A 22,126-nucleotide genomic window follows, 5' to 3' on the forward strand; every position below is an offset into this window, starting at 1 on the left:
AATGCGGACCGTGCTCACGGTCGTCGGCGGTGTTCTCGCGTTGCTCTGTCTGGGCGGGGCCATCACGGGCTACGTGCTGTACAACCGCGCGGCAGCCCCCGACCGCAGCACGCCCGATGTGGCAGTAGTCAACTACCTCCAGGCGACGCTCGTCTCCCGCGATTTGAATCGGGCAAAGCTGTTTTCCTGCAATGGTGGGGTTCCCGCGGTCAATGAATTCGCTGCTCAAGTAGCCGGGCGTGAACAGGAATTGGGCGTGGCCTTCTCGATTAATATCGAGAATGTTGTGGTTTCCAAGACCGCCGTATCTGACGCGGTTGTAACCGCCGTAATCCGCCGAAGCGCATCGATCGATGGTGTTCACCAAAGCCTGGCGGACGCATGGCGGTTCGATGTGAAGGACAAGGAGGGGTGGCGCGTTTGCGCAGGCAATAGAGTGAGCTGACGTTACTCGATCCACAACAGATGGACCGGTACCTCCAGGGTGGTGGGTGCCTGGCCGCGCCAGGCCCAGCGGTACCACTCCACCTCCGGCGTGATCCGCACGCAGATGTCCCCCTCGGCACCCGAGTAGGTCTCGGTGACCGCCCGCAGGTCGCGATGCTCAACGCCGTCCTCGACGTGCACGACCCTTCGACCGGTGACCGCGTCCGCCTCGAAGACGGGTGTGGGGTTGCGGTGCGCGGGTCCGTCCAGGGAGACCAACCGGATGCCGGTCTCCCGATCTTCCTCCGCGACCGGGCGGCTGCCGACCGTCTCCACCCAGACCCGCTCCACCGGCACCAGCGGGGCGAACACCTCCACCTGCTCGGCCTCGGCCCGGTACCACTCGTGCTCGGGGATCACCGGCACGTAGGTCCGGGCGTTCTGCACCACCCGGTCGTCCGCGCGCAGGTCGCCCCGCCAACCCAGCCCCGGCAGCCCGACCAGCACCCGTCGCCCGCGTAGTTCCACCCGGTCGGTGGCGGGCACGACGGCCAGTGGCCGGGGCGGCCGGGGTGCCCAGTCCGGCTGGTCGGCGAACGGGTCCGGCAATGGTCCGGTCATGCCAGTGGTGACCTTACTCGGCGGCGCGCAGCGGGGCACCCCGCTCGCGCATGAACGGAACCGGGTCGATGGCTCCGGAGCTCTTCCGGTTGTTGCGCTCGTGCACCTCGAAGTGCAGATGCGGGCCGGAGGAATTGCCGCTGCTGCCGACCTGCCCGATCACGTCGCCCGCCGAAACGATCTGATGCACCTTGACGCGTGGCTGGACCACCATGTGGCAGTAGCGGGTGATGTAACCACCGGCGTGCAGCAGGTCGACGAACCAACCGCAGCCGCCCTTGTCCGGGTACCCGTCCACGTCACAGTCCCGCCGATTCCGGTTGTCCGGATCGCACTGGGCGACCAGCACCCGACCGGATGCCGCAGCGCGGATCTCGGTGCCCTTCGCCGCGCCGATGTCCACCCCGTGGTGGCTGGGTCGGCTGGCGGTGCGGAAGCCGGAGCCGACGTCGCCGGGGATCGGAGCGGTCCAGCCGGAGGCGGCGATCTCGCCGCGCTCGGCCGCGTCACACACCGCCTTGCCGTTGATCTCGACGGTGCGGGCCGCGCCTCCGGCCAGCGCGTTCACAAGCTTGCTGGCCAACTCCTCGTGCTTGGCGTAGGCGTCCGGATAGGCGCTGACCTGGACCTGCTGTGCCACCACAGTCAGCGGTCGGCGCTGCCAACTGCGGACCTTGACGAGCTTCTCGTAGAACTTCCGAGCTGCGTACGAGGGCGTCATCCGTTCGGCGACCGACCCCCAACCGGGCCGCTGCTGGAACAGCCCCAGCGAGTCGTGGTCAGCCCCGACGCCCTCGTTCGGCAGGCTGAGGGATTCGGGCTCGGCTCTGTTGGCCAGGTTGCGCAGATTTGACTCCTGCATGGCGGTCGCCAGGGCGATGACCCAACCCCGCGACGGCACACCCAGGTCCTGGCCGACCTTGATGATGATCGCAGCGTTGCGGACCTGCGCGTCGCCGTACTCGGTGAACCGCGGCAGCTCGCCCACGATGTCCACCGGACGGACCGGTCCGCAACCCCAGCCGGCCAGGTTGTCCCCGTCCTCCGCGTCGCCGCCGAGCCCACTCAGGAAGAACGCCGCGGTCCCGCCGGTGCAGCAGAGCAGAAGCAGCACACCGGTGAGCATCGTGGCGATCACGCCGACCCGCACCGGTCGGCGGAGGGCGGCACCCCTGTCGGCGCTCACGGCCGCTCCCAATCCACCACGTCGACCATCCACCCCTCGTCGGAGGTGACGAGTTCCAGCCTCAGCCGGCCGTTGTCCAGCGGAAGTAGCAACTCGACGAACGTCTCGGTGCGCTCCCGCATGGTCGGCGGCCCGGTGACCTGCTCGGCGGGCACAGTCTCGGGTTCGGCACCGGCCAGCTTCTCGGTCAGGGCAGGCGTGGAAAGCGGCCGGAGGCCGGTCTGCCATTCCTCCGTGGTCATCCCGGGGCGGCCCAGCCACGCCTTGGTGAATCGGTCCGCGGTCTGTTCGGGCGTCCGGGCACCCGGCGATGTCACCGGTGACGGCGGAGCCTCGTCGGAGAGCACCCCGTCGTCGCCGGTCGTCGGGTCCACTGTGGTGATCGGTTGGTTCGGGCGGCTGCTCAAGCCGTCGGTCGGATCGAGGGGACCAGACATCAAGCGAGCCGCGCCGAGCACACCGAAGACGAGTACCGCGATGACGAGCGCCACGCCCAGCCGGGACCGCAGCGCCCGGGTGAAGAGAAACTCAAGCGCCCGTCGCATCCCCGTCACCGTGCCTCTGAGCGCACCCGAGGTCCGGAACGGTCCGGCGTGCGCTCCGTCGACCCGGGCCGGTAGACGACGAACGACGGGTTCTCGGCCGGCACGTCCGGCTCGGTCCACGTCGCCGGCTGACGGCGACGTGGCTGGGGGGCGACGGGACGGCCCCGGCCTCTGGTCTCGGCCGCCGGCGTCTCATCGGGGCGTTCCCGGCCGTCGGGGCGCCCGCTGTCGCGCTGGCCCGCGCCGACAGCCGACGGCGTCGAGACCGGATCCTCCCGGCGGGCCTCCGGGCGCAGTCGGGTCTGTTCCACGTCGGGTGACCGTCGACGCCCGCCCACCGGCTCGGCTGTGCCGCCCGGCTCCGCCACGTCCAGTCGGGCGGCGGTCCGCATGTCCCGGAAGAACCGGCGGTGCCAGGAGCCGGCCGAACTCACCGCCTCGCTGCTGTCCTTGCCGCCGAGTTGGGTGATCCGTCGGTACGGCCGCAGCAATAGCCAGCCGACCACCCCGCAGAGCCAGACCAGCACCACCTGGAGCCAACCTGCCAGGGTTGGCGTGCTCATGATCAGGTCGACGGCGAACAGGTAGATCGCGGCCCCGGTGCCGAAGATGGCGATGTTGAACACCGCCGCAACTACGGCGTTCGCCAACCGCCGTAGGCCGGCGCTGGCCGGCCGGAGCAGGCCGATGGTGCCCAGGATGGGTGCCGCGATCACCGCCCACCGGAAGATGAGGAAGCCCAGCAGGACGAGCACCGACGCGGTCAGGTCGAACATCGCGAAGAGCAACGCGGCCAGCACCGCGATGAACCCAGCACCGACGCGGTCCATGTCGCGCACGCCCTGGAGGTATTCGTACGCCTCCGGGTCCTCGGTCTGGATCTGCTGGGCCACCCGTGCCCACTGCTGCTGCTTGGCCTTGATCGTCGCCTCCCGGGTAGCCGGGTTGGCGCGCATGGATTGGGCCTCGCCCCATGTCAGAGACCGTGCGTCGTACAAGGCCGGGCCGTACTTACGGGCGGTTTCGCTGTCCGCCGAGCCCAGTACTCCGCGGAGCCAGTTCCGGTAGAGCATGGTCTCGGTAGCGGTGTCGCTGGCTCGGACGGCGGGCGTGCGGAGGTCCTTACAGCGGTTCGGGTCGGGGTCGATGCACCGCCCTGGGTCCGGCTCCTTCGCCTGCGGACCGACCGCGTCGTGGACGACTCCGAGACTTGTGACAAGTGCACCGTCGGCGACATTGGCCGACTTGACCGGCCAGGCAGCGAGGGCGGTGACCGCGACCATCACCAGCAGTGCCCACCCCGCGGTGGTCATCGCGTTGCTCATGTCTGACTGGCGGGATCGCCAGAGCAGATAGAGCCCCACCACGCAGAGGGTGATGATGCCGAAGACGCTGAACACCTTCTCGTACACGGCCTTGGTGGCCTGCTCGACCAGCGGGTCCGCCCAGCCCCACATCGAGCCGGGGTCCCAGGCACGCTCACGAAGTGCGTTGGACGCACCGATGATTGCCGTAGCGGCCATGAATTCGCCATTGGCGATCGTGGTGGTGAACTTGTAGTCCGGATGCAGCACGCTGGACGCGCAGCCACCCTCGATGTCATAGGTGTTGTAGCTGTAGCCACCGTAGCCGTAGAGGCTGTACCGGCCAGCCACTCCGTTCGCTGCTTCCGTTGGCGGCGCTGCGGCGAACCAGCCGGCGAGGCCCGAGTCCGGTGTGCCCGGCGTCGGAGCGTTACGGCACTTGACCTCGTCCTCGCTGACCGTCTGGAGCTTCTGCACGCAGGCCCGGAAGTCGGCCTGCCATTCGGCTGTCGTGCAGAGGTCGGCGCGGGCCTGGGCGACGGGTGGGGCCGCCGCTGCGGCCTCCGCCCCGATCAGCGGCCAGGTGAGGGTCGCTCCGGCCAGGACGCCGAGGGCGAGCAGGAACGACGTGATCCTTGCCCGGGCCCCGGGGCTTGGGGCCCGGCCCTTCGCCTCGGCTCGACCGAGGACCTTGACCCAGGCCCTAGCCATGTCACGCCTCCAGATCCGGAAGGGGGATGCTCGGCAGGACTCCGGCCGCAGCGGCGATCGCGGCGGGCGTCGTATCGAGGTGATCCAGCAGCCCTTCGACGTACGAGACGTCGACGCGGACCTTCTGCACCCTGCCGTCGACGTCGCGCATCACGAACTCGCGGAAGCCGAGGCGGGAGGCCGAGTTGGTGTCGGCGGCGGAGAGGGAGGCGAGAGTGGCCTCGTACCCGTCGTTGACCGGCACCCGCAGCAGCCGCAGCGCTTCGGAGGCGATCTCGGTGTCCTCGGCGATGCGGCCGACGAAGACGGTGGAGACGAGGTTCTGCACGTCGAGGCCGAGGATGTCGCGGGGGTTCTGCGAGGCGACGAGCGCGGCGAGGTTCCACTTGCGGGAGTCGCGGGCGAGTCGGACCAGGAACGAACGCCCGGACCGCCAGCCCTCCATGAAGTGCGCCTCGTCCAGGCCGACCAGTTTGCGCGACGACATCGAGCCGCCGTAGCAGCGCCGGACGGCGAGCCGGTGCGCGGTGTGCAGCATCGGCAGGGCCAGCGCCTCCTCGGCCGACCAGTACTCGCGTTCGATCTTGAGGTCGGGCAGCCGCAGCCCGGCCATGGTGATCACCGTGAGTGCGGCGTCGGCGCCGAGCAGCCCCTCCGGGGGACGGCCGAAGAAGAGCATGGCCAGGGGCATCTCGGCGGTGTCGAGGAGGAGATTGGCCAGTTCCTTGCCGGCGTCGTCGTCGAGGCGCCCGAGGCAGCTCACGACGTCGTCCAGGGTGGACGTCTCCTCGGCGGGAACCTGACGGACGGCGTGCCGGAACAGGGTGGCGGTGGACGCCTCCCTGGCCACCTGCGGCGGGACCAGCATCATGCAGATGTCCTGGACCAGCATCCGCCGCTCGGCCCGCGCGTTGGAGACCGCGATCTCGAACTCGCGGTCACCGGCGGCCCCGGTGCCGAATTCGGTGCGCAGGGGCGTCGGGATGAGCGAGTAGGGCGCCAGGGTGCCGTGCTCCGAGCCGGTCAGGTTCAACACCCGGGAGTACGGCCGCAGCTCGGGCATCGCGCAGAGGCGGGCCAGCGGCCCGGACGGGTCGAGCAGGGTCACCTGGACACCCCGGCGGGCGGCCAGGTAGCCCAGTGCCCCGAGCAGGGTCGACTTGCCACCACCCGGTTCGGCGACGAAGACCGCGAGCCCGGAGCGTTCCCGGACCTCCATGGGGAAGTGCAGGTCGAGGAAGACCGGGCGGCGGCAGGTGCCGGCGGTCCGGCCGATCAGGTCGCCCCGACGGTCGCCCACGTTCGACGCGGCCTGGGGGAGCGCGGCTGCGAGCAACGGCACCGGCATGCGCCGGACGTAGCCGGTGTTGGCGATCGGCTCCCCGGGGATGAACTCGCGGGCCAACCAGTCCTGGTTCTTCGGGTGTTGCAGCGAGATGCGCAGCTCCCGGGAGTAGAGCTGGATGAGCCGGCGGGCCCGCTCCAGGCATTCCTCCCTGGTCCGGCCGCCGACCGCGATCCGGTGCCAGCCGTGCGCACGGGCCGAGTCGACCGGCAGGCCGGTGGTCATCTCGTCGCCGATCACCAGCGCCCGCTTGGCGAGTCGTTCCAGCTCCGGGGGTGCGTCGATGCCGTGCTCGGCGTAGTCGAGCTGTTGGGAGCGGATCATCCGTAGCCGGTGTTCGAGGTTACGGAAGGAGTCGCCGGAGCCGAGGATGTCGACGCGGGTGGAGATCTCCATCGGCCAGGGCAGCCGCTCGTGGAAGTGCAGCCAGGGCTCGTGCCGTTCCGGGATCTCCAGCGGCTCCATCCGGCCGACCGCGAGCACTGCCACGTGCCGCTCCTCGCCGGTCATCCGGTTGACCAGCTTGACCGTCGAGCCGTACGGGGTGCGGTAGCGCTCCACCTGCTCGGTCAGGGCGAGCAGGTCACCGCGTTCCCAGCGGCCGTCGGTCACCGGCGAGAGCGTGCCGGGGGGTGCCATGCACAGCGCCACCGACCGGTAGAGGAGCCACTCCAACTCCTGTGCGGTGACCCGTCGACCCCGCATGCCGAACGCGCCGAGCACCTCGTCGAACTGTTCGACGGTGCGGCCCAGCTTGCGGCGTTCGCCCTCGGCGGTGCCCCGACCGAAGGTGCGCAGCATCCGTTCGGTGAGGGAGTCGCCGAGGGAGCGGCGGGCGAAGGTGACACCCAGGTAGGTCTGGCCCTCGGCGTGGTTGACCGCCATCAGGTGTCGTTGGGCGGCGACCAGGTGATCTGCCCAGCCGGTGGTGCCGGGAACGTCGGCGAGCGGCGCGGCGGTGTGGGCGTCGATGGTGCGCGCCCACTCGTCGGCGGGGAACGGCCGGGTGGTGCGGCGCAGGTGCAGCCGGAAGCCGGCCAGGCCCGCGTACTGCTCGGAGATCGCCGACAGGAGTGCTTCGCGTTCGGCGTCCGGCCGGAATGCCCAACGGACCTCGGGCAGCCAATACCAGGCGGTGACCGTGTTGGGGGTGAAGGTGAGGTGACCGGCGATCTCGGTGATGGCCAGCTCGACCGACGGGTCCCGATCACCGAACTTGATCTTCGGTGCGCGGATCCGGGTCGGCTTCGTCGGTCGGTCCTGGCGACCGGCGGCGCGCCCTCGGGGCGGGGCGACCTCCTTGCCGACACCCTTGGCTCGATCCGAGCCGGCGGCGCGGCGTTGGGGCCGTTCCAGGGCCGGCCGGTCGGTCGGAGCGGCGTTGGCCGGACGCTCGACAGGAGCGGTCGACCGCTCCACGGGCTGAGTGTGGGCCGGGGCTCGTTCCACGGGTGCCGTGGGTCGACCGGACGCCGCGGTCGGCCGGGCGGGTGACGTGGTGTCGGGTGGGCGGGTCGCCGGGCCCTGGGCCCTCGAGACGGACGTGCCCTCGGTGACCGGCTCGGGCTCTGCGGTCGGCCGGAGGATCGGCAACCGGTCGCCGGCCTGATGCGGCACCCGCGACTCGTTGCCCGGGTGGCCGCCGACGTGTCGTGGCTCGACGCGTCGGCCCCCATTGCCGGGCTGGTCCTCGGGGGTCCACGGTGGCTCCAGGTCGGGAACGGGTGGAGCTGGTGTCGGACCGGCCGTGGGCGGCTGCTGCTGCGGGATCGCCGGTTGCTCCCGGGTGGTCGGGCCTGCCGAAACGGCTCGTGGGCCGGGCCGGGCTCCGCCGAAGAGGTCGAGGAAGGGCGAGTCGATGTCGGCGTTGTCCCCGGCCGAGACCGCGCTCGGCTCGGCGGGTGCCGGCCGACGAGAGACCGGGCGGGGTGCCTGGAACACGCCGACCGCGCCGTGGCCGGGCGAAGTCACCAGTGCGGGGTCGAGCGCCACCTCGTCCTCGTCTTCGGTGTAGTCGAATGAGTGCGCACGGTGACCTGCCGGCACGGCCGGGCGGCCGGCCGGAGAACCCGGCGTGGACGAGCGACTCATGCGACCGCCTTAGCGACTGTCGACAGACTGTTACCCGCGTCCTGCGACGCACCGATCGGCGTACGCCCGGTCATGCCAGCTCCTCCCGGATCCTGATCCGACTGCCGACCAGACGCGGATCGCGCTGTTCGACCGCCGGCTCCCGGGTGCGTCGCCAGTCGGTCAACGCGGTGCGGATGACCACCCGCGCCGGCCGATCGGGGTCGACGTGCCGGAAGATGAACGACGTGGTCACGATGGCGAGCGCGATCTCCCAGGCCGGGAAGAGCTCGACCGTCAACGTGAACAGCCAGTGGATGAACATGTAGAGGGGGACCAGCAGCATGAAGAGCCCGTACTGGGCGTAGGGCAGGTGGACCGGAAGGGTGTAGCCGGGCGGCCCGAGGTAGACCAGGCGGGCCCGGTAGATGTCGTCGTCGGTGCGCAGCCGCATGTGGGAACGCGCCTATTCGAAGATCAGGTCGATCAGGTAATCGCCGACGAAGAAGAGCGTTGCCGCGCCGGCGATGAAGGCGAGGCCGACGATGGCGATCGCGGAGCTGGTCAGCACCTTGGAGATCTCGCCCCGGCTGGCACGACCGATGAAGATGACGCCGAGGACGGCGAGCAGGATCGGCGCGATCTTGCTGGCGAAGAAGGTGACGACACCGTTGGTGTCGATCCCCTTCGGTGCCGGCTCGGCGAGCGGAGCCGACGCCAGGGTGGAGAGCGCGTGGGCGACGCCGGACGACGCCGTCTCCATGAGCTCGAAGGCGATCACTGGAACCTCCCCATAGCGCGGCCGGCGGTGCCGCGGCGGTGCAATTGGCGAACCTGGCGGGAAAAGTGCTCCACAGGGCGCAGCGTTCTTGACCCTGTGTTCGTTACTCACCACAGAGCGTGGCGAGGTTTGGGCGGTTTTCCCCCGCTTCGGCCCTCCCTCCAAGCTTCGCCATCTCGATGCTGGCCGATTCCAAAGCGTACGGCCCGCCCCGGATTGCGACAAGCTGCGAAGGGACTGCCCGACGCTGCCCGAATGACCTATCGTACACCTGTTCTAATTTGCACGTCAGGGGTGGTGGTGCGAGGCTGACCCGGGGCGGTGGGCGCCGCCGTGGCGACCGGTACCGTCTAGTCGTGACTGATCTGGTGCGGGCTCCGGGCCCGGTGGTGATGGGCGTCCTCAACGTCACGCCGGACTCCTTCTCCGACGGCGGACGGTACGCCGACCTCGACGCCGCCGTCGGACACGGCGTCCGTCTGCGCGACGCCGGCGCGCACCTGGTGGACATCGGCGGCGAGTCGACTCGCCCGGGCGCCGAGCGGATCGACGCCACGACCGAGGTCGAGCGGGTGTTGCCGGTCATCCGTGAGCTGACCGCCGCCGGCGTGCTGGTCAGCATCGACACCAGCCGGGCGCGGGTGGCGGAGGCCGCCCTGGCGGCCGGTGCGGCGGTCGTCAACGACGTGTCCGGCGGGCTCGCCGACCCGGACATGGCCCGTGTGGTCCGCGACGCGGACTGCCCCTGGGTGTTGATGCACTGGCGGGGTCACTCCCGTGAGATGCGTGAACTGGCCACCTACACCGACGTGGTGGCCGACGTGCGGGCCGAGTTGACCCAACGCGTCGACGCGGCGCTGGCCGCCGGGGTGGCCGCCGAACGCCTCATCGTCGACCCCGGCCTCGGCTTCGCCAAGACGGCGGCGCACAACTGGGAGCTCAGCACCCGACTGCCGGAGCTGCTGGACCTCGGTTACCCGCTGCTCTTCGGCGCCAGCCGCAAGTCGTACCTCGGCCGACTGCTCGCCGCCCCGGACGGGACACCACGGCCGACCGCCCAGCGGGAGGCGGCGACAGTGGCCACCAGCGTGCTGGCGGTCGCCGCCGGTGCCTGGGGCGTCCGCGTGCACGACGTGCGGGCCACCGCCGACGCGCTCGCCGTCTGGGCCGCGACCGGCAGCCCGTGCCTGACCAGCGCGCGCCACGCCCACGCGCACGAGGGCCGCGCGCACCAGGACCACGCGCAGGACGGCCAGGCGCAGGACGGCCAGGCGCACGAGGGCCACGCGCAGGACGGCCAGGCGCACGAGGGCCGCGCGCACCAGGACCACGCGCAGGACGGCCAGGCGCACGAGGGCCGCGCGCACCAGGACCACGCGCAGGACGGCCAGGCGCACGAGGGCCGCGCGCACGAGGGCCACGCGCACGAGGGCCGCGCGCAGGATGGCCACGCGCACCAGGACCGAGCGCAGGGAGCGCGGCGATGAGGACGGACCGGATCGAGCTGACCGGCCTGCGGGCCCGCGGCCGGCACGGGGTGTACGACTTCGAGCGGGCGCAGGGGCAGGACTTCGTCGTCGACGCCGTCCTGGAGATGGACCTGGCGCCGGCCGCCGCCAGCGACGACGTCACCGACACCGTCCACTACGGCGAGTTGGCCGAACGTCTGGTCGCGGTGGTGACCGGTGAGCCGGTCAACCTGATCGAGACTCTCGCGGACCGGCTCCTCGCCGTCTGCCTGGCCGACGAGCGGGTCGCCGCCGCCACGGTCACCGTGCACAAGCCGGAGGCCCCGGTGCCGCACACCTTCACCGACGTGGCCGTCACCATGACCCGGACGCGGGCCCGATGACCCGGGCCGTGTTGTCGCTCGGCAGCAACCTGGGCGACCGTCTGGAGCACCTGCGCACCGCTGTCGCCACGCTCGGAGACGCCGTACTCGTGTTGTCCGGGGTGTACGAGACTCCACCGTGGGGCGACGCCGACCAGCCCGCGTACCTCAACGCGGTAGTGCTGGTCCAGGACGGGACCGCGACCCCGCGCGACTGGCTGGAGCGGGCCCGCGACGCGGAGCGCGCGGCCGGGCGGGTGCGTGACCCGCAGCGGCGGTTCGGGCCGCGCACCCTCGACGTGGACGTGATCGCGGTGTGGGGCGACGACGACGAGCCGGTGCTCAGCGACGACCCGGAGCTGACCCTGCCGCATCCGCGGGCGCACCTGCGCGCGTTCGTGTTGCGACCGTGGATCGACATCCAGCCGTACGGTCGGCTGCCCGGTCACGGCTGGCTGACCGACCTGCTGACCACCGGTCCGGTGGCGGACGAGGCGCTGGAACTGCGTCCCCGGCCGGAGTTGGCGTTAGAGTCGACGGCATGACCGAGCGGAGCCGGCCGGCATGACGCAGGCGAAGTCCCCACCACCGGGCGGGTCCGGCCCGGATCGGTCCCGGATGGGCCCCACCCGGATCTCGACTCTCGTCGTGGCCGCCCTGGCCGCCGCGGCGGTGGCCTGGCTGCTGATCAGCACGCTCTACTACAGCGGCATTCCGCGACTGCCCTGGCTGCCGGTGGTGACGCTGGCCGGGCTGGCCGTGCTCGAGGCGTACGCGGCGATCAACACCCGGGGCCGCATCGAGCGCAAGCCCGGCCGGGACCCGGTCAACCCGCTGCTGGTCGCCCGTTTCGTGGTGCTGGCCAAAGCGTCGGCTCTGGCTGCGGCGATCTTCGCCGGCTTCTACGCGGGGCTCACCGGTTGGCTCTTCGTGGAGACCACCCGCGCCGCCCTTGACGATCGTCCGGCGGCGGGTGGAGGGCTGCTCGCCTCGCTGGCTCTGGTCGGTGCCGCGTTGTGGCTGGAGCGCTCCTGCCGGGTGCCGGAGCGTCCGGACGACGACCGCGAGCAGGACCCACGGGACAGCCGCCCCGGCCAGCGCTGAGCAGGGGGTTACGCCCGGCTGCGGGCGCGGGTACGGTGCCTGCGATCGGGTGCAAGGGCCACCCACGGTTCGTCCGCGCGCCGGACCGGAGGCGGCCGGCCACTGGGGAGGCGGCGTCATGGGGTACGAAGAAGTGGGCCGGGAACGGTCGGCGGAAGCCTCGTCCGGGGTGCCCGCCGCCGTTCTGGAGAACGTCTTCGACGACCCCACCCACGGTGAACCCGGCCGGGACCGGATCGGCGTACATCTGGGGTGGGAGTTCCTGCTGCTGGCCGGGCTGGCTGCCCTGGGCTGGCTGCTCTGGCAGGACGACCCGTCCGCCCTACGCGGCGGCAACCTGCGGACGTTGCTGGTGGCCGCGGTCGGGTTGGGGTTGCTCGCGCTGGCCGCCGGGCTGAGCCTGCGCACCGCGGCGCCGAACCTGGCCGTGGGGCCGATCGCGGTCGCCGCCGCCCTGCACTACGCCGAGCAGGGTGATCGGGGTCTGCCGGCGTCGGTCGGGCCGGCCGTGGCGGTCGCCGCGCTGGGCGGGCTCGCGTTGGCGCTGGTCGTGGTGGTACTGCACGTGCCGGGCTGGGCGGCCAGCCTGGCCGGCGCGGCGGGCGTGGTGGTGTACATCGAACGGCGTTCCGCGCCGGTGCTGGTGCAGGGCGACTACGACCCGGGGCGCAGCGCCGGTTACCTGTTCGCCGGCTTCGCCGCGGTGGCCGTCCTCGGTGGGTTGTTCGGTGCCGTCCGGGCCATCCGGCGGCTGGTCGGCAGGTACCGGCCGGTCGCCGACCCGGCCCGACGTCGGGGTGTGCTGGCCGCGGTGGTCACCGCCGTCGCGTTGGTCGGTTCCAGCGTGCTGGCGGCCCTGGCCGGTGTCCTGCTCGCCGCCAACGGCCCCGAACTCGTCGCGCCCACCTCGGGCCTCGACTGGACGGTGCTGGCGGTGGGGGTGACCCTGCTCGCGGGCACCAGCGCGTACGGCCGTCGGGGCGGTGTGTTCGGCACGCTGCTGGCGGTGGGTGTGGTGACCCTCTTCCAGACGTACGCGCCGGAGCGCGGTTGGACCCTGAGCAACTGGGCGGTCGGTGGGGCCGTGCTCGGCATCGGACTGCTGGTGACCCGGCTGGTCGAAACGTTCGGGCGGCCCCGGCCGGGCAGCGTCGACAAGCCCGAGCCGGTCGGCGACGGCACGATCAGCACGGGGTGGACCATGCCGCAGCCCCAGCCGGTCGACAACTGGCCTCCGACGTTGCCGACTCCCGCCGCGCCCCAACCGGTCGATCCGTGGCGGGATCCGCGGTGGGAGGACGGCCCGCGCCGCTGGGACACCGACGAGCGGTGACCGGTGTCGCGTCGCGTCCGCCGAGCCGGGGCTGATCTCGACGGTTAGGCTCGGCGACATGACCGACACACCTGCCGCCACCCCCGGCGGAACCTCCTTCGAGGAGCTTGACGCGTTGCCCACCGAGGAGCTGCGGGAGCGGGCGTTCGCCCTGGCCCGGGAGCGTCGCGACGTCGGGTTCTACTGGTCGGTGATACGACACCTGCCGAACGCGGACGAGGCCACGGTCCTGGACGGCGCACCGAACTCGATCGGCCCGACGATCGACGAGGCCAACGCGTTGTGGCGGGAGTTGACGGGTCACGGCTACGAGGAGTCCGCTCCGTTGCTGCGGGCGGCCTTCATCGACTACCTGATGAAGCACTGAGCCGCTCGGGGCAGTCCAGGTCCGCCCGAGCGGCCGGTTCGGGGCCTGGGCGTATCGCGTCGCTCCTGCACCGTTCCGGCCCGGTCGGCCGTTACGGCACGGCGGCCGGGACCGGCGCGCTCGCCGTGTTGCTGCTGGTCGGCATCGCCGGCAGCCCGGCGTTCACCGGCTGGGCCGCCACGCAGACCGACCCGGAGTCCGCCGCCGCGTACTACGTGCGCCTGCTCGCCTGGCCGGCCTGGCGACTCGACGCGGACGGGCAGGCCGGCGGGTTGTTCGCCGCCGACCTGCGAGCCGTGCTGCTGGTCGTCCTCGCGGTGGGCCTGCTCTACCTGCTGCCCGCCGCCCAGGTGGCCCGGGTGCCCGGCTCGGTCAGCCAGTTCTTCTCCGGCTGGGCCGCGTACGTGTTGGCCGGCGGGCTCGCCGCCGTGCTCGCGGCGCTGCTCGGCCCCACCCCGTCGCTGTTGAACGCTCTCCAGGACGCGAGCACCGGTGCCGGTTACGGCTTCCTCACCGGGTGGATCATCGGCACCGCCAGCCTCGGCGGACGCGCCTGACCCGGGGCCGGCCGGAATCCGGATCGGCCCCGGGCGGGATCGGTCGACCCCGGGTCAGTTCGTCGGACGGCCGAGGTCGAGCAGTCGCTGTCGGGTGAGCGTCCCCACCGGTCGGCCGGCGTCGGTCACCACGAGCTGGTCCTGACCCGAGGTGAGCAGCACCGCCAAAGCGTCGTACGCGGAGCCGTCCAGTGCGACGGTGGGCAGGTCCGCGGCGGCGTCGCCGGGCACCGGCTCCAGTGCCTCCCGGTCGAGTGGGGTGACCGCCAATCGGCGGATGCCCCGGTCGGCGCCGACGAACTCGCGGACGAACGGGGTGGCGGGAGTGCCGAGCAACGCGGCCGGTGTGTCGTACTGCTCCAGGTGCCCGCCCGAGGAGAGCACCGCGATGCGGTCGCCGAGCCGTACGGCCTCGTCGAGGTCGTGGGTGACCAGCACGATCGTCTTGCGGACCTCGGCCTGGAGGCGGAGGAACTCCTCCTGGAGGCGGGCCCGCACGATCGGGTCGACGGCCGAGAACGGCTCGTCCATCAGCAGCACCACCGGGTCGGCGGCGAGCGCCCGCGCCACGCCGACCCGCTGCCGCTGGCCGCCGGACAGCTCGTTCGGGTAGCGACCGCCGAACTGGGCCGGGTCCAACCCGACCAGGTCGAGCAGTTCGTCGACCCGCGCCCTGGTCCGGCCCTTGGGCCAGCGGAGCAGATTCGGCACGGTGGCCACGTTGGCCCGGACCGTCTGGTGTGGAAAGAGGCCGACGTTCTGGATCACGTAGCCGATCCGGCGGCGGAGCCGCACCGGGTCGACGTCGGTGACGTCCTCGTCGCCGAGCATGATCCGGCCGGCGGTCGGCTCGATCAGACGGTTGATCATGCGCAGCACCGTCGACTTGCCGCAGCCGGACGGCCCGATCAGCACCACCAGCTCCCCGGCCCGGACGTCCAGGCTGAGATCCTGGACGGCCTCGGTGCCGTTCGGATAGCGCTTCTGAATGCCCTGCAGGGAGATCGACGCCGCACGAGGGGATTCGGCCACGTCGGCAGCCTCCGGGGTAACGTCCACGTATGTCCTTCCGCCTGAGCTACCGGGCCGACCCGGGTAACCCCTGGTTCTCCTGGCAGTACGTGCGGGACAACTCTGACACGATCCTCGCCGCGGTGCGCGAACACGCCTCCCTCACCGGGCGCGCGGTGTTGATCGCGGTGCTGATCGCCCTGCCGCTGTCCGTCCTGGCGTACTGGTTCCGTCCGCTCGCCGGTCCGATCCTCGCGGTCAGCGGGGTGGTGTACACCATCCCGTCGTTGGCGCTCTTCGCGTTCATCGCCCCCTACCTGGGCACCGGCGCGACCACGGTGCTCGTCGGGCTCGTCCTGTACGCGCTGCTGCTGATCGTGCGCAACGTGGTGGCCGGGCTCAACCAGGTGCCTCCGGAGGTCGGCGAGGCCGCCGAGGGCATGGGTTACGGCCGGTGGGGGCGCTTGTTCCGGATCGACCTGCCGCTGGCCCTCCCGGGCATCGTGACCGGCGTCCGGCTGGCGACCGTCTCGACGGTGGCGTTGGTCACGGTCGGGGTGCTGGTCGGGCACGGCGGCCTCGGTCAGTTGATCTTCGCGGGCTTCCAGAACAACCTCTACAAGGCCGAGATCATGACCGCCGCGTTGCTCTGCGTGGCGCTCGCGGTCGTGCTGGACCTGCTCCTCGTCCTGGTCGCCCGGCTGGTGACCCCCTGGTCCAACCGGAGGGCACGGTGACCGTCGCGGCGAACCCGATCAGCCAGGCCATCGTCTGGATCAACGACCCGCTGAACTGGACCAACCCCGGCGGGATGCTGGACCGGCTCGGCGAGCACCTGACGATCTCCGCGCTGGCGGTGGCGCTCGGCTGCCTGGTGGCCTGGCCGCTCGGGCTCTGGCTGGGGCACGTCGGTCGGGGCGGTGGCCTGGTGGTGCTGGTGTCCAACGCCACCCTGGCGATCCCCACCCTGGCGTTGCTGACCATCCTGCCGGTGGTGTTCGCCAGCGGTTTCGGAAAGACGCCGGTCGTGGTGGCGCTGGCCGTCTTCGCCGTACCGCCGCTGCTCGCCAACGCGTACACCGGGGTGCGGCAGGTGGACCCGGAGGCCCGTGACGCGGCCCGGGGGATGGGCCTGTCCGGCGGTCAGCTGCTGCGGCGCGTCGAGCTGCCGCTCGCGGTGCCCTACCTGGCGGCCGGGTTCCGGACGGCCGCGGTCCAGGTGATCGCGACCGCGGCGCTGGCGTCGTTCGTCAACGGTGGTGGCCTCGGCCAGATCATCCGGACCGGCTTCGGCATCGGTATCGCGGCCGGCGGCGGGCAGATCGTCGCCGGCGGTGTGCTGGTGGCCGGGCTGGCGCTGCTGGCCGAGGTCGTCCTCGGTGGCGTCGAACGGCTGGTCACCCCCCGCCCACTGCGACGCGCGCGGCGGGGCGCGGCCCGGCCCCGGCCCGCCGACGCCACCGGGCGCGCCTGACCCGCTGACTCGTACGGGTGAGCCCCGCGTCGAGCCGGCGGCCGGCGGTGGGCCGATCGGTGACGATGCGGTGACGAAGTCCACCTAAAGTTGTCGGTCGCTTCCGGACCATGTTGGGTGGATATTCGCGGGCGGCCGACAGTCAGGACGCCCGTCGGACACGCGGCCGGCCCGGAACGGGTCGCGCCGGGACACGGAAGGCGGGCACATGCGCGCACGCACACGTCTGGCCATCGGCGCGGTCAGTGCCGTCGCCGGGGCGGCACTCCTCACCGGCTGCGGTGACGCCGGCTCGTCCGGCACCGACGCACCCCAGACCAGCGCCTCCGGCGCCGGTTGCGCCCCGGTCGCCGGTCAGCAGCTCATCGCCCTGCAGGACGACAAGAAGCTCCAGAACTCCGACAACGTCATCCCGGCGGTCAACAGCAAGGCCGCCAACCCGCAGCTGATCGCGGCACTCGACAAGGTCTCCGCCGCGCTGGACACCCCGAAGCTGATCCAGCTCAACAAGGCCGTCAACGACGACCGGAAGACCCCCAAGGTGGCGGCCGAGGAGTTCGCCGCCGCCAACAACCTCACCGCGGGCATCGCCAAGGGCCCGGGTGGTCAGATCACCGTGGGCGCCGGCAACTTCGCCGAGAGCCAGACGCTGGGCGAGCTGTACCGGATCGCGCTCACCGCCGCCGGCTACCAGGTCAAGGTGCAGCAGATCGGCAACCGGGAGCTGTACGAGCCGGCGCTGGAGAAGGGCGAGATCCAGGTCGTCCCGGAGTACGCGGCGACCATGGCCGAGTTCCTCAACACCAAGGCGAAGGGTGGCACTCCTCCGCCGATCTCCTCGCCGGACATCAACACGACGGTGACCGCGCTCAAGGCCGAGGGCGACAAGGTGGGCATCACCTTCGGTGCCCCGGCTGCCGCGCAGGACCAGAACGCCTTCGCGGTGACCCAGGCATTCGCCGACAAGTACGGCGTGCGGACCCTGTCCGAGCTGGCCGCGAAGTGCTCCGGCAGCGCTACCGTGCTGGGCGGCCCGCCGGAGTGCGAGCAGCGCCCGTTCTGCAAGCCGGGCCTGGAGAAGACGTACGGGCTGTCGGTGGGCAAGTTCTCCTCGCTGGACCAGGGCGGGCCGCTGACCAAAAGCGGGCTGCGTGACGGCTCGATCAGCGTCGGCCTGATCTTCTCGTCGGACGGCGCTTTCGCCACCAGTTGAGCCCTCTCCTGAGATGCTGAGGACGCCCCCGCCCGGATCGGGCGGGGGCGTCCGCGCGTCCGGGACCCCGTTCCCTCCGGCGAATCTCCTCGGTAGGCTGCACAGCCATGCCAGCCCCGGTCACCTCTGACGCCCGGCGTCAACCACCGCTGCTGACGTTGCTCTTCTGGGCGGGCGTCGCCCTCGCGCCGGTGGCGGCACTGATCCTGCTGGTCGCCGACGGCAACGGCCCGCTGCGTTTCGCCGCGGTGCTCGCCATCGTCGCGGTTGTGCTGATCGGCCTCTCCATCGCGCTGCGCCCCGACTCGGACGGCGCCTCGGCACGGGCCGACGAGCTGATGGACGAGATCGAGGAACTCCGCCGGGAGTTGCGCGCCGAGATCGTGGCCGCCGCGCAGCGCGGCAACCAGGCGCTCGACCAGGCGCAACGGGCGCAGGAGGGGATCGCCGCGGTCCGCCGCCGTCTCGACGCCAGCGGGGCCGCCCTCGCCGGTGCCGTCCCCGCCGGCGAGGCGGTGGGTGCCGGGCGGGCTCGGGTGCCGGTCGGTGAGCCGCCGATGGACGAGGTGCCGGTGGCCCGTAGCCGGGTTCAGGCGCCGGGTGACGCGTCGGCGGGCCGTGCCCGGGTCTCCGGCCCGGACGACGTACCCCGACGGGGTCGCTCCGAACGGTCGGTCGACGACGAGTCGGTGTACCCCCGGGAGGCCGCCGAACCGCCGGCCGCCGGGGTGTACGGCGGGGAACGGTCGGCGGGCACCGCCTACGGCTCGGCCCGGCCTCGGGAGCACGACCGTCCGGAACCGGGACCCCGGCCGCCCGGTGTCGTCCGGCACACCGAGACCGTGCACGTCACCACCCGGCACACGGTGGTGGACGGCGGGCACCCGGAATCCGCCGGGCGCTACGGCGGTGGGTACGCCGGCCAGTGGAACCCGCCGGCGCAGGAGTGGAGCCGGGGTCCCGAGCGGCACGCGCCGGACTTCGAGGAGGGTGAGCCGGGCTGGACGGGCCGCCCGGACGAGCCGGAGTGGACCGATCCGCGCGACGCGTACGCCCGAGCGGACGAGCCGGGCCCGGCCCGGTCGCACCGCACGCCGGAAAGGCCAGCGGCGCGCTCCTGGGACAGCCCGGATGATCGCGGTTGGTCGGAGCAGCGTGACCGGGCGGCCGCCGCCGCCCCGGAGCCCGGGCCACCGTTGCGGGCCGACGACACCGGGGAGTACTGGTCGCAGTTGCGGGCCGGTGACCGGTGGGCCGCCGTCCGCGACGACGAGAACGGCCGTGAGCTGCGGGTCGGCGAACGCAGGGCCGAGGTGCACGCCGATGCCACCGGCACCGAGTACCGGATGGCCGACCGCTGGGCCACCGTCCGCCACGATGAGCCCCGCCGTTACGACGAGCCGCGCGGTTACGACGAGCCGCGCGGTTACGACGAGCCCCGCCGTCACGGGGAGCCCGACGCGTACCACCGGGACGAGCCGGCGCGCCGGCACGACCGCGACGGTGGCCGGCGGGGCGAGCCGGAGGACCGGCGGTCGCTGCCGGCGGGCGGTGTCCCGGTGCCGGACGAGTGGCGTCCACCGCGCCAGCGCGGCCACCAGGCGGAACCCGCCCCGGAGCGGCCCGGCCGCCGCCGGGTGGACGAGCGTTACGGCTATCCGCCGCAGGACGACGTACCGCGTGCCGGCGGCGCCCAGCCCGGTGACCGCTGGCGCTGACCGGTCAGGCGGTTCGGGTCATTTGTCGATGTCGCCGACGACGAAGAACATCGACCCGAGAATCGCGATCAGATCCGGGACCAGGCAGCCGGGGAGCAGTGTGGCCAACGCCTGCACGTTCGCGTACGAGGCGGTGCGCAACTTCAGCCGCCACGGCGTCTTCTCACCCCGCGACACCAGGTAGTAGCCGTTGATGCCGAGCGGGTTCTCCGTCCAGGCGTAGGTGTGCCCCTCCGGCGCCTTGAGCACCTTCGGCAGTCGGGTGTTGATCGGCCCGGTCAGCTGGTCCACCCGGTCCAGGCACTGCTCGGCGAGGTCCAGCGACGCGTACACCTGGTCGAGCAGCACCTCGAAGCGGGCATGGCAGTCCCCGGCCGTGCGGGTGACCACCGGCACGTCCAGCTCGTCGTACGCCAGGTAGGGGTCGTCGCGGCGCAGGTCCAGGTCGAGCCCGGAGGCGCGGGCCACCGGCCCGGACGCCCCGAACGCGGCGGCGTCCGCGGCGGTGAGCACGCCCACGCCCACGGTCCGGGCCAGGAAGATCTCGTTACGCCGGATCAGGTGGTCCAGGTCGGGTAGCCGCCGACGGACCTCGCCGATCGCCGCGCGGGCCCGGCCGGTCCACCCGTAGGGCACCTCCTCCTTGAGGCCACCCACCCGGTTGAACATGTAGTGGATCCGGCCGCCGGAGACCTCCTCCATGACCGCCTGGATGGTCTCCCGTTCCCGGAAGGCGTAGAAGATCGGCGTGATCGCCCCGATCTCCAACGGGTACGAACCGAGGAACATCAGGTGGTTGAGCACGCGGTTCAGCTCCGCGAGGGCCATCCGCAGCCAGGTGGCCCGCTCCGGCACCTCCATGCCCATCAGGCGTTCCACAGCGAGCACCACACCCAGCTCGTTGGAGAACGCCGACAGCCAGTCGTGCCGGTTGGCCAACACGATGATCTGCCGGTAGTCGCGCACCTCGAACAGCTTCTCCGCGCCCCGGTGCATGTAGCCGACGATCGGTTCGCAGGCGACCACCCGCTCGCCGTCGAGCACCAGCTTCAGCCGCAGCACACCGTGCGTCGAGGGGTGCTGCGGGCCGATGTTGAGCACCATGTCGGTGCCGAGCTGCTGATCATCGGTGCCGGCGACCAGGCCGGCCCCGGTGCCGACGGTCAGTTCACGGAGGTCCCCGGCGTCGGTGGTCATGCCCGTCATCGTGCCACGGCCGGGCCGAGCGGGATGCCGACCGGTTGGCGCAGCCACAGGTGCCCGCCGAGCCCGGCCGGGTCGGTCAGCTCGGCCACCGCCGACGCGGCGGCCAACGCCCGCAGGTAACCGGCCGGGTCGGAACCGGCCAGACTCAGCGGCGGTCGGCCGCCGTCGGCCCCGAGCGCCCGCAGCGCCTCCCGCTGCGAGACCAGTGAGTACGCGCACCCGGCGACCTCCGCACCGGCGGAGGCGACCGAGTCCATGGCCACGTGCGCTGTCACATCAGCCGAACCGTCCGGAACCGGAGGCACCTGCCGCCCACCCCGGTACCCGGTCAACGTCCCGTCGACCGGCCTGTTGTCCCGCAGGTGCCCGTAGTCGACGGCGACGGCCATGCCTCGGCTGACTTGTCGTATCGCGTGGGCCCAGGCTTCGTCTCTGGTCCGGCCTATCTCCGCTCTCCGGCAGCGGTGTGGTGTTTCGCGTGTCACGTCGGGCGAGGTCAGACCTCGGGCCGCTGCGGGTGCATTCGTCGGGATGGGCTCCCATCTGTTGAGCCAGTCGAGGTCGTCCGGGCTGACCGGTCCACCGATCGACTCGGTGCCACTGGCGGGGTCGACCAGCACGTACCGCCAGCCGTCCTCGGTGTGGACCGCCACGTCGAGGGGGACGTTGTCCAGCCACTCGGTGGCGATCAACAGTCCGGTGATGCCCCGGGGGATCTCGGACACCCAGTTGATCTCCTCAGGCAGGTTCTCCGGGCGAGGTGCGTACTCGACGGCAGTCAAATGCACTCGTTCGGCGAGGGTCGGGCGGGCGGCGACCAACGACGGCTCGTCGGATGACCGACGGGCGGCGGCCGTGGGAGTCAGGGTTTCCGGGGAGCCCGACCACGAAGGGATCAAGCCTGACCGCCCGGAGTGGGCGGGCTCCCCGGAAACCCCCACCGCGAGCGGGGCGAGAGCCAGCAGCAGTTCACCGCGGCCCGCGCCCACGTCGACCACGTCCAGCCGTGGCGGGTGACCGAGGGTCGCGTCGACCTGCGTGAGCACGCGCAGCAGCGCGGTGGCGAAGGCCGGGGAGGCGTGCACGCTGGTGCGGAAGTGGTCGGCCGGTCCGCTGCCGCTGACGAAGAAGCCGCCCGGCCCGTAGAGGGCTCGGCTCATCGCGTCCCGCCAGGTGATCGACATCGTGTCAACTCCGAGTCCACGCCGTGCACGGTGATCAGGTGATGAAAAGTAGGTGAGAAACGACTGTGACGCCTACTTTTCATCAGTTGATCGAGCAGGGGGTCTGGGGCTTCGGCCAGTGGTGAAGGTTTTCACACAT

Annotated in this window: 21 protein-coding genes and 1 pseudogene; 12 read left to right on the forward strand and 10 right to left on the reverse strand. The window is 71.9% G+C overall.

The features are described from left to right. The first annotated feature begins 10 nt into the window (after window positions 1–10). Entirely contained in the window at window positions 11–445 is a 435-nt protein-coding gene (locus O7617_RS14065; protein ID WP_282264023.1) for a hypothetical protein, read from the forward strand. A 2-nt stretch (window positions 446–447) separates the two neighbouring features. On the opposite strand, the gene O7617_RS14070 is transcribed toward O7617_RS14065, so the two are convergent. From O7617_RS14070 to O7617_RS14100, 7 genes are all read right to left on the reverse strand, one after another. Further along, a complete protein-coding gene (locus O7617_RS14070) occupies window positions 448–1,047 on the reverse strand; it encodes a hypothetical protein (protein WP_282264024.1) in 600 nt (199 codons plus the stop codon). Window positions 1,048–1,060: 13 nt separating this feature from the next. After that, window positions 1,061–2,173 carry a M23 family metallopeptidase gene (locus O7617_RS14075; RefSeq protein WP_282264736.1) on the reverse strand — a complete coding sequence of 371 codons (1,113 nt, stop codon included), beginning with the start codon at window positions 2,171–2,173 and terminating at the stop codon, window positions 1,061–1,063. A gap of 56 nt (window positions 2,174–2,229) precedes the next feature. Further along, window positions 2,230–2,787 carry a hypothetical protein gene (locus tag O7617_RS14080; protein ID WP_282264025.1) on the reverse strand — a complete coding sequence of 186 codons (558 nt, stop codon included), beginning with the start codon at window positions 2,785–2,787 and terminating at the stop codon, window positions 2,230–2,232. Then, on the reverse strand, window positions 2,784–4,793 hold the full coding sequence (locus tag O7617_RS14085) for a DMT family transporter (protein WP_282264026.1): 2,010 nt from the start codon (window positions 4,791–4,793) through the stop codon (window positions 2,784–2,786). The genes O7617_RS14080 and O7617_RS14085 overlap by 4 nt, the downstream gene beginning before the upstream one ends. Before the next feature lies 1 nt (window position 4,794). Further along, window positions 4,795–8,229, reverse strand: coding sequence for an ATP-binding protein (locus tag O7617_RS14090; RefSeq protein WP_282264027.1), 3,435 nt, complete (start codon window positions 8,227–8,229; stop codon window positions 4,795–4,797). A gap of 70 nt (window positions 8,230–8,299) precedes the next feature. After that, on the reverse strand, window positions 8,300–8,662 hold the full coding sequence (locus tag O7617_RS14095; RefSeq protein ID WP_053654782.1) for a hypothetical protein: 363 nt from the start codon (window positions 8,660–8,662) through the stop codon (window positions 8,300–8,302). Window positions 8,663–8,674: 12 nt separating this feature from the next. After that, window positions 8,675–8,989, reverse strand: a complete 315-nt coding sequence (locus O7617_RS14100; protein WP_053654780.1) for a hypothetical protein — start codon at window positions 8,987–8,989, stop codon at window positions 8,675–8,677. A 356-nt stretch (window positions 8,990–9,345) separates the two neighbouring features. Here O7617_RS14100 and folP point away from each other — a divergent pair. From folP to O7617_RS14135, 7 genes and pseudogenes are all read left to right on the forward strand, one after another. Continuing rightward, a pseudogene (folP, locus tag O7617_RS14105) lies at window positions 9,346–10,185 on the forward strand (dihydropteroate synthase); the annotation flags it as partial. Window positions 10,186–10,472: 287 nt separating this feature from the next. Continuing rightward, window positions 10,473–10,841: a dihydroneopterin aldolase gene (gene folB, locus O7617_RS14110; RefSeq protein ID WP_282264028.1), complete on the forward strand. Its 369-nt coding sequence runs from the start codon at window positions 10,473–10,475 to the stop codon at window positions 10,839–10,841. Next, window positions 10,838–11,365 (forward strand): 2-amino-4-hydroxy-6-hydroxymethyldihydropteridine diphosphokinase, encoded by a 528-nt coding sequence (folK, locus tag O7617_RS14115; protein ID WP_282264029.1) that lies wholly within the window; start codon window positions 10,838–10,840, stop codon window positions 11,363–11,365. Before folB ends, folK begins: the two co-directional genes overlap by 4 nt. Before the next feature lie 19 nt (window positions 11,366–11,384). Next, window positions 11,385–11,924 carry a DUF3180 domain-containing protein gene (locus tag O7617_RS14120; protein WP_282264031.1) on the forward strand — a complete coding sequence of 180 codons (540 nt, stop codon included), beginning with the start codon at window positions 11,385–11,387 and terminating at the stop codon, window positions 11,922–11,924. A 118-nt stretch (window positions 11,925–12,042) separates the two neighbouring features. After that, entirely contained in the window at window positions 12,043–13,257 is a 1,215-nt protein-coding gene (locus O7617_RS14125; RefSeq protein WP_282264032.1) for an ABC transporter permease, read from the forward strand. A gap of 58 nt (window positions 13,258–13,315) precedes the next feature. Further along, a complete protein-coding gene (locus O7617_RS14130) occupies window positions 13,316–13,624 on the forward strand; it encodes a hypothetical protein (protein WP_088987292.1) in 309 nt (102 codons plus the stop codon). Between the two features lie 125 nt (window positions 13,625–13,749). Beyond that, window positions 13,750–14,181 carry a hypothetical protein gene (locus O7617_RS14135; protein WP_282264035.1) on the forward strand — a complete coding sequence of 144 codons (432 nt, stop codon included), beginning with the start codon at window positions 13,750–13,752 and terminating at the stop codon, window positions 14,179–14,181. Between the two features lie 54 nt (window positions 14,182–14,235). On the opposite strand, the gene O7617_RS14140 is transcribed toward O7617_RS14135, so the two are convergent. Beyond that, on the reverse strand, window positions 14,236–15,240 hold the full coding sequence (locus tag O7617_RS14140) for an ABC transporter ATP-binding protein (protein ID WP_282264038.1): 1,005 nt from the start codon (window positions 15,238–15,240) through the stop codon (window positions 14,236–14,238). A 2-nt stretch (window positions 15,241–15,242) separates the two neighbouring features. Here O7617_RS14140 and O7617_RS14145 point away from each other — a divergent pair, with 2 nt between their 5' ends. The 4 genes from O7617_RS14145 (at window position 15,243) to O7617_RS14160 (ending at window position 19,597) form a co-directional block, all read left to right on the forward strand. After that, window positions 15,243–15,929 carry an ABC transporter permease gene (locus tag O7617_RS14145; RefSeq protein WP_282264040.1) on the forward strand — a complete coding sequence of 229 codons (687 nt, stop codon included), beginning with the start codon at window positions 15,243–15,245 and terminating at the stop codon, window positions 15,927–15,929. Next, window positions 15,926–16,666, forward strand: coding sequence for an ABC transporter permease (locus O7617_RS14150; RefSeq protein ID WP_282264042.1), 741 nt, complete (start codon window positions 15,926–15,928; stop codon window positions 16,664–16,666). The genes O7617_RS14145 and O7617_RS14150 overlap by 4 nt, the downstream gene beginning before the upstream one ends. 208 nt (window positions 16,667–16,874) lie before the next feature. Continuing rightward, the gene (locus O7617_RS14155) at window positions 16,875–17,879 is read left to right on the forward strand and encodes a glycine betaine ABC transporter substrate-binding protein (protein WP_282264044.1); all 1,005 of its coding nucleotides are present in this window, start codon (window positions 16,875–16,877) and stop codon (window positions 17,877–17,879) included. 107 nt (window positions 17,880–17,986) lie between these two features. Then, a complete protein-coding gene (locus O7617_RS14160) occupies window positions 17,987–19,597 on the forward strand; it encodes a hypothetical protein (RefSeq protein WP_282264045.1) in 1,611 nt (536 codons plus the stop codon). A gap of 18 nt (window positions 19,598–19,615) precedes the next feature. Here the strand turns inward: O7617_RS14160 and O7617_RS14165 are convergent, their stop codons facing one another. Continuing rightward, on the reverse strand, window positions 19,616–20,803 hold the full coding sequence (locus O7617_RS14165) for an NADH-quinone oxidoreductase subunit D (RefSeq protein ID WP_282264046.1): 1,188 nt from the start codon (window positions 20,801–20,803) through the stop codon (window positions 19,616–19,618). After that, window positions 20,800–21,987: an SAM-dependent methyltransferase gene (locus tag O7617_RS14170; protein ID WP_282264047.1), complete on the reverse strand. Its 1,188-nt coding sequence runs from the start codon at window positions 21,985–21,987 to the stop codon at window positions 20,800–20,802. The genes O7617_RS14165 and O7617_RS14170 overlap by 4 nt, the downstream gene beginning before the upstream one ends. Between the last annotated feature and the right edge of the window lie 139 nt (window positions 21,988–22,126).

The sequence above is a fragment of the Micromonospora sp. WMMD1155 genome, assembly GCF_029581275.1.
GTDB lineage: Bacteria > Actinomycetota > Actinomycetes > Mycobacteriales > Micromonosporaceae > Micromonospora.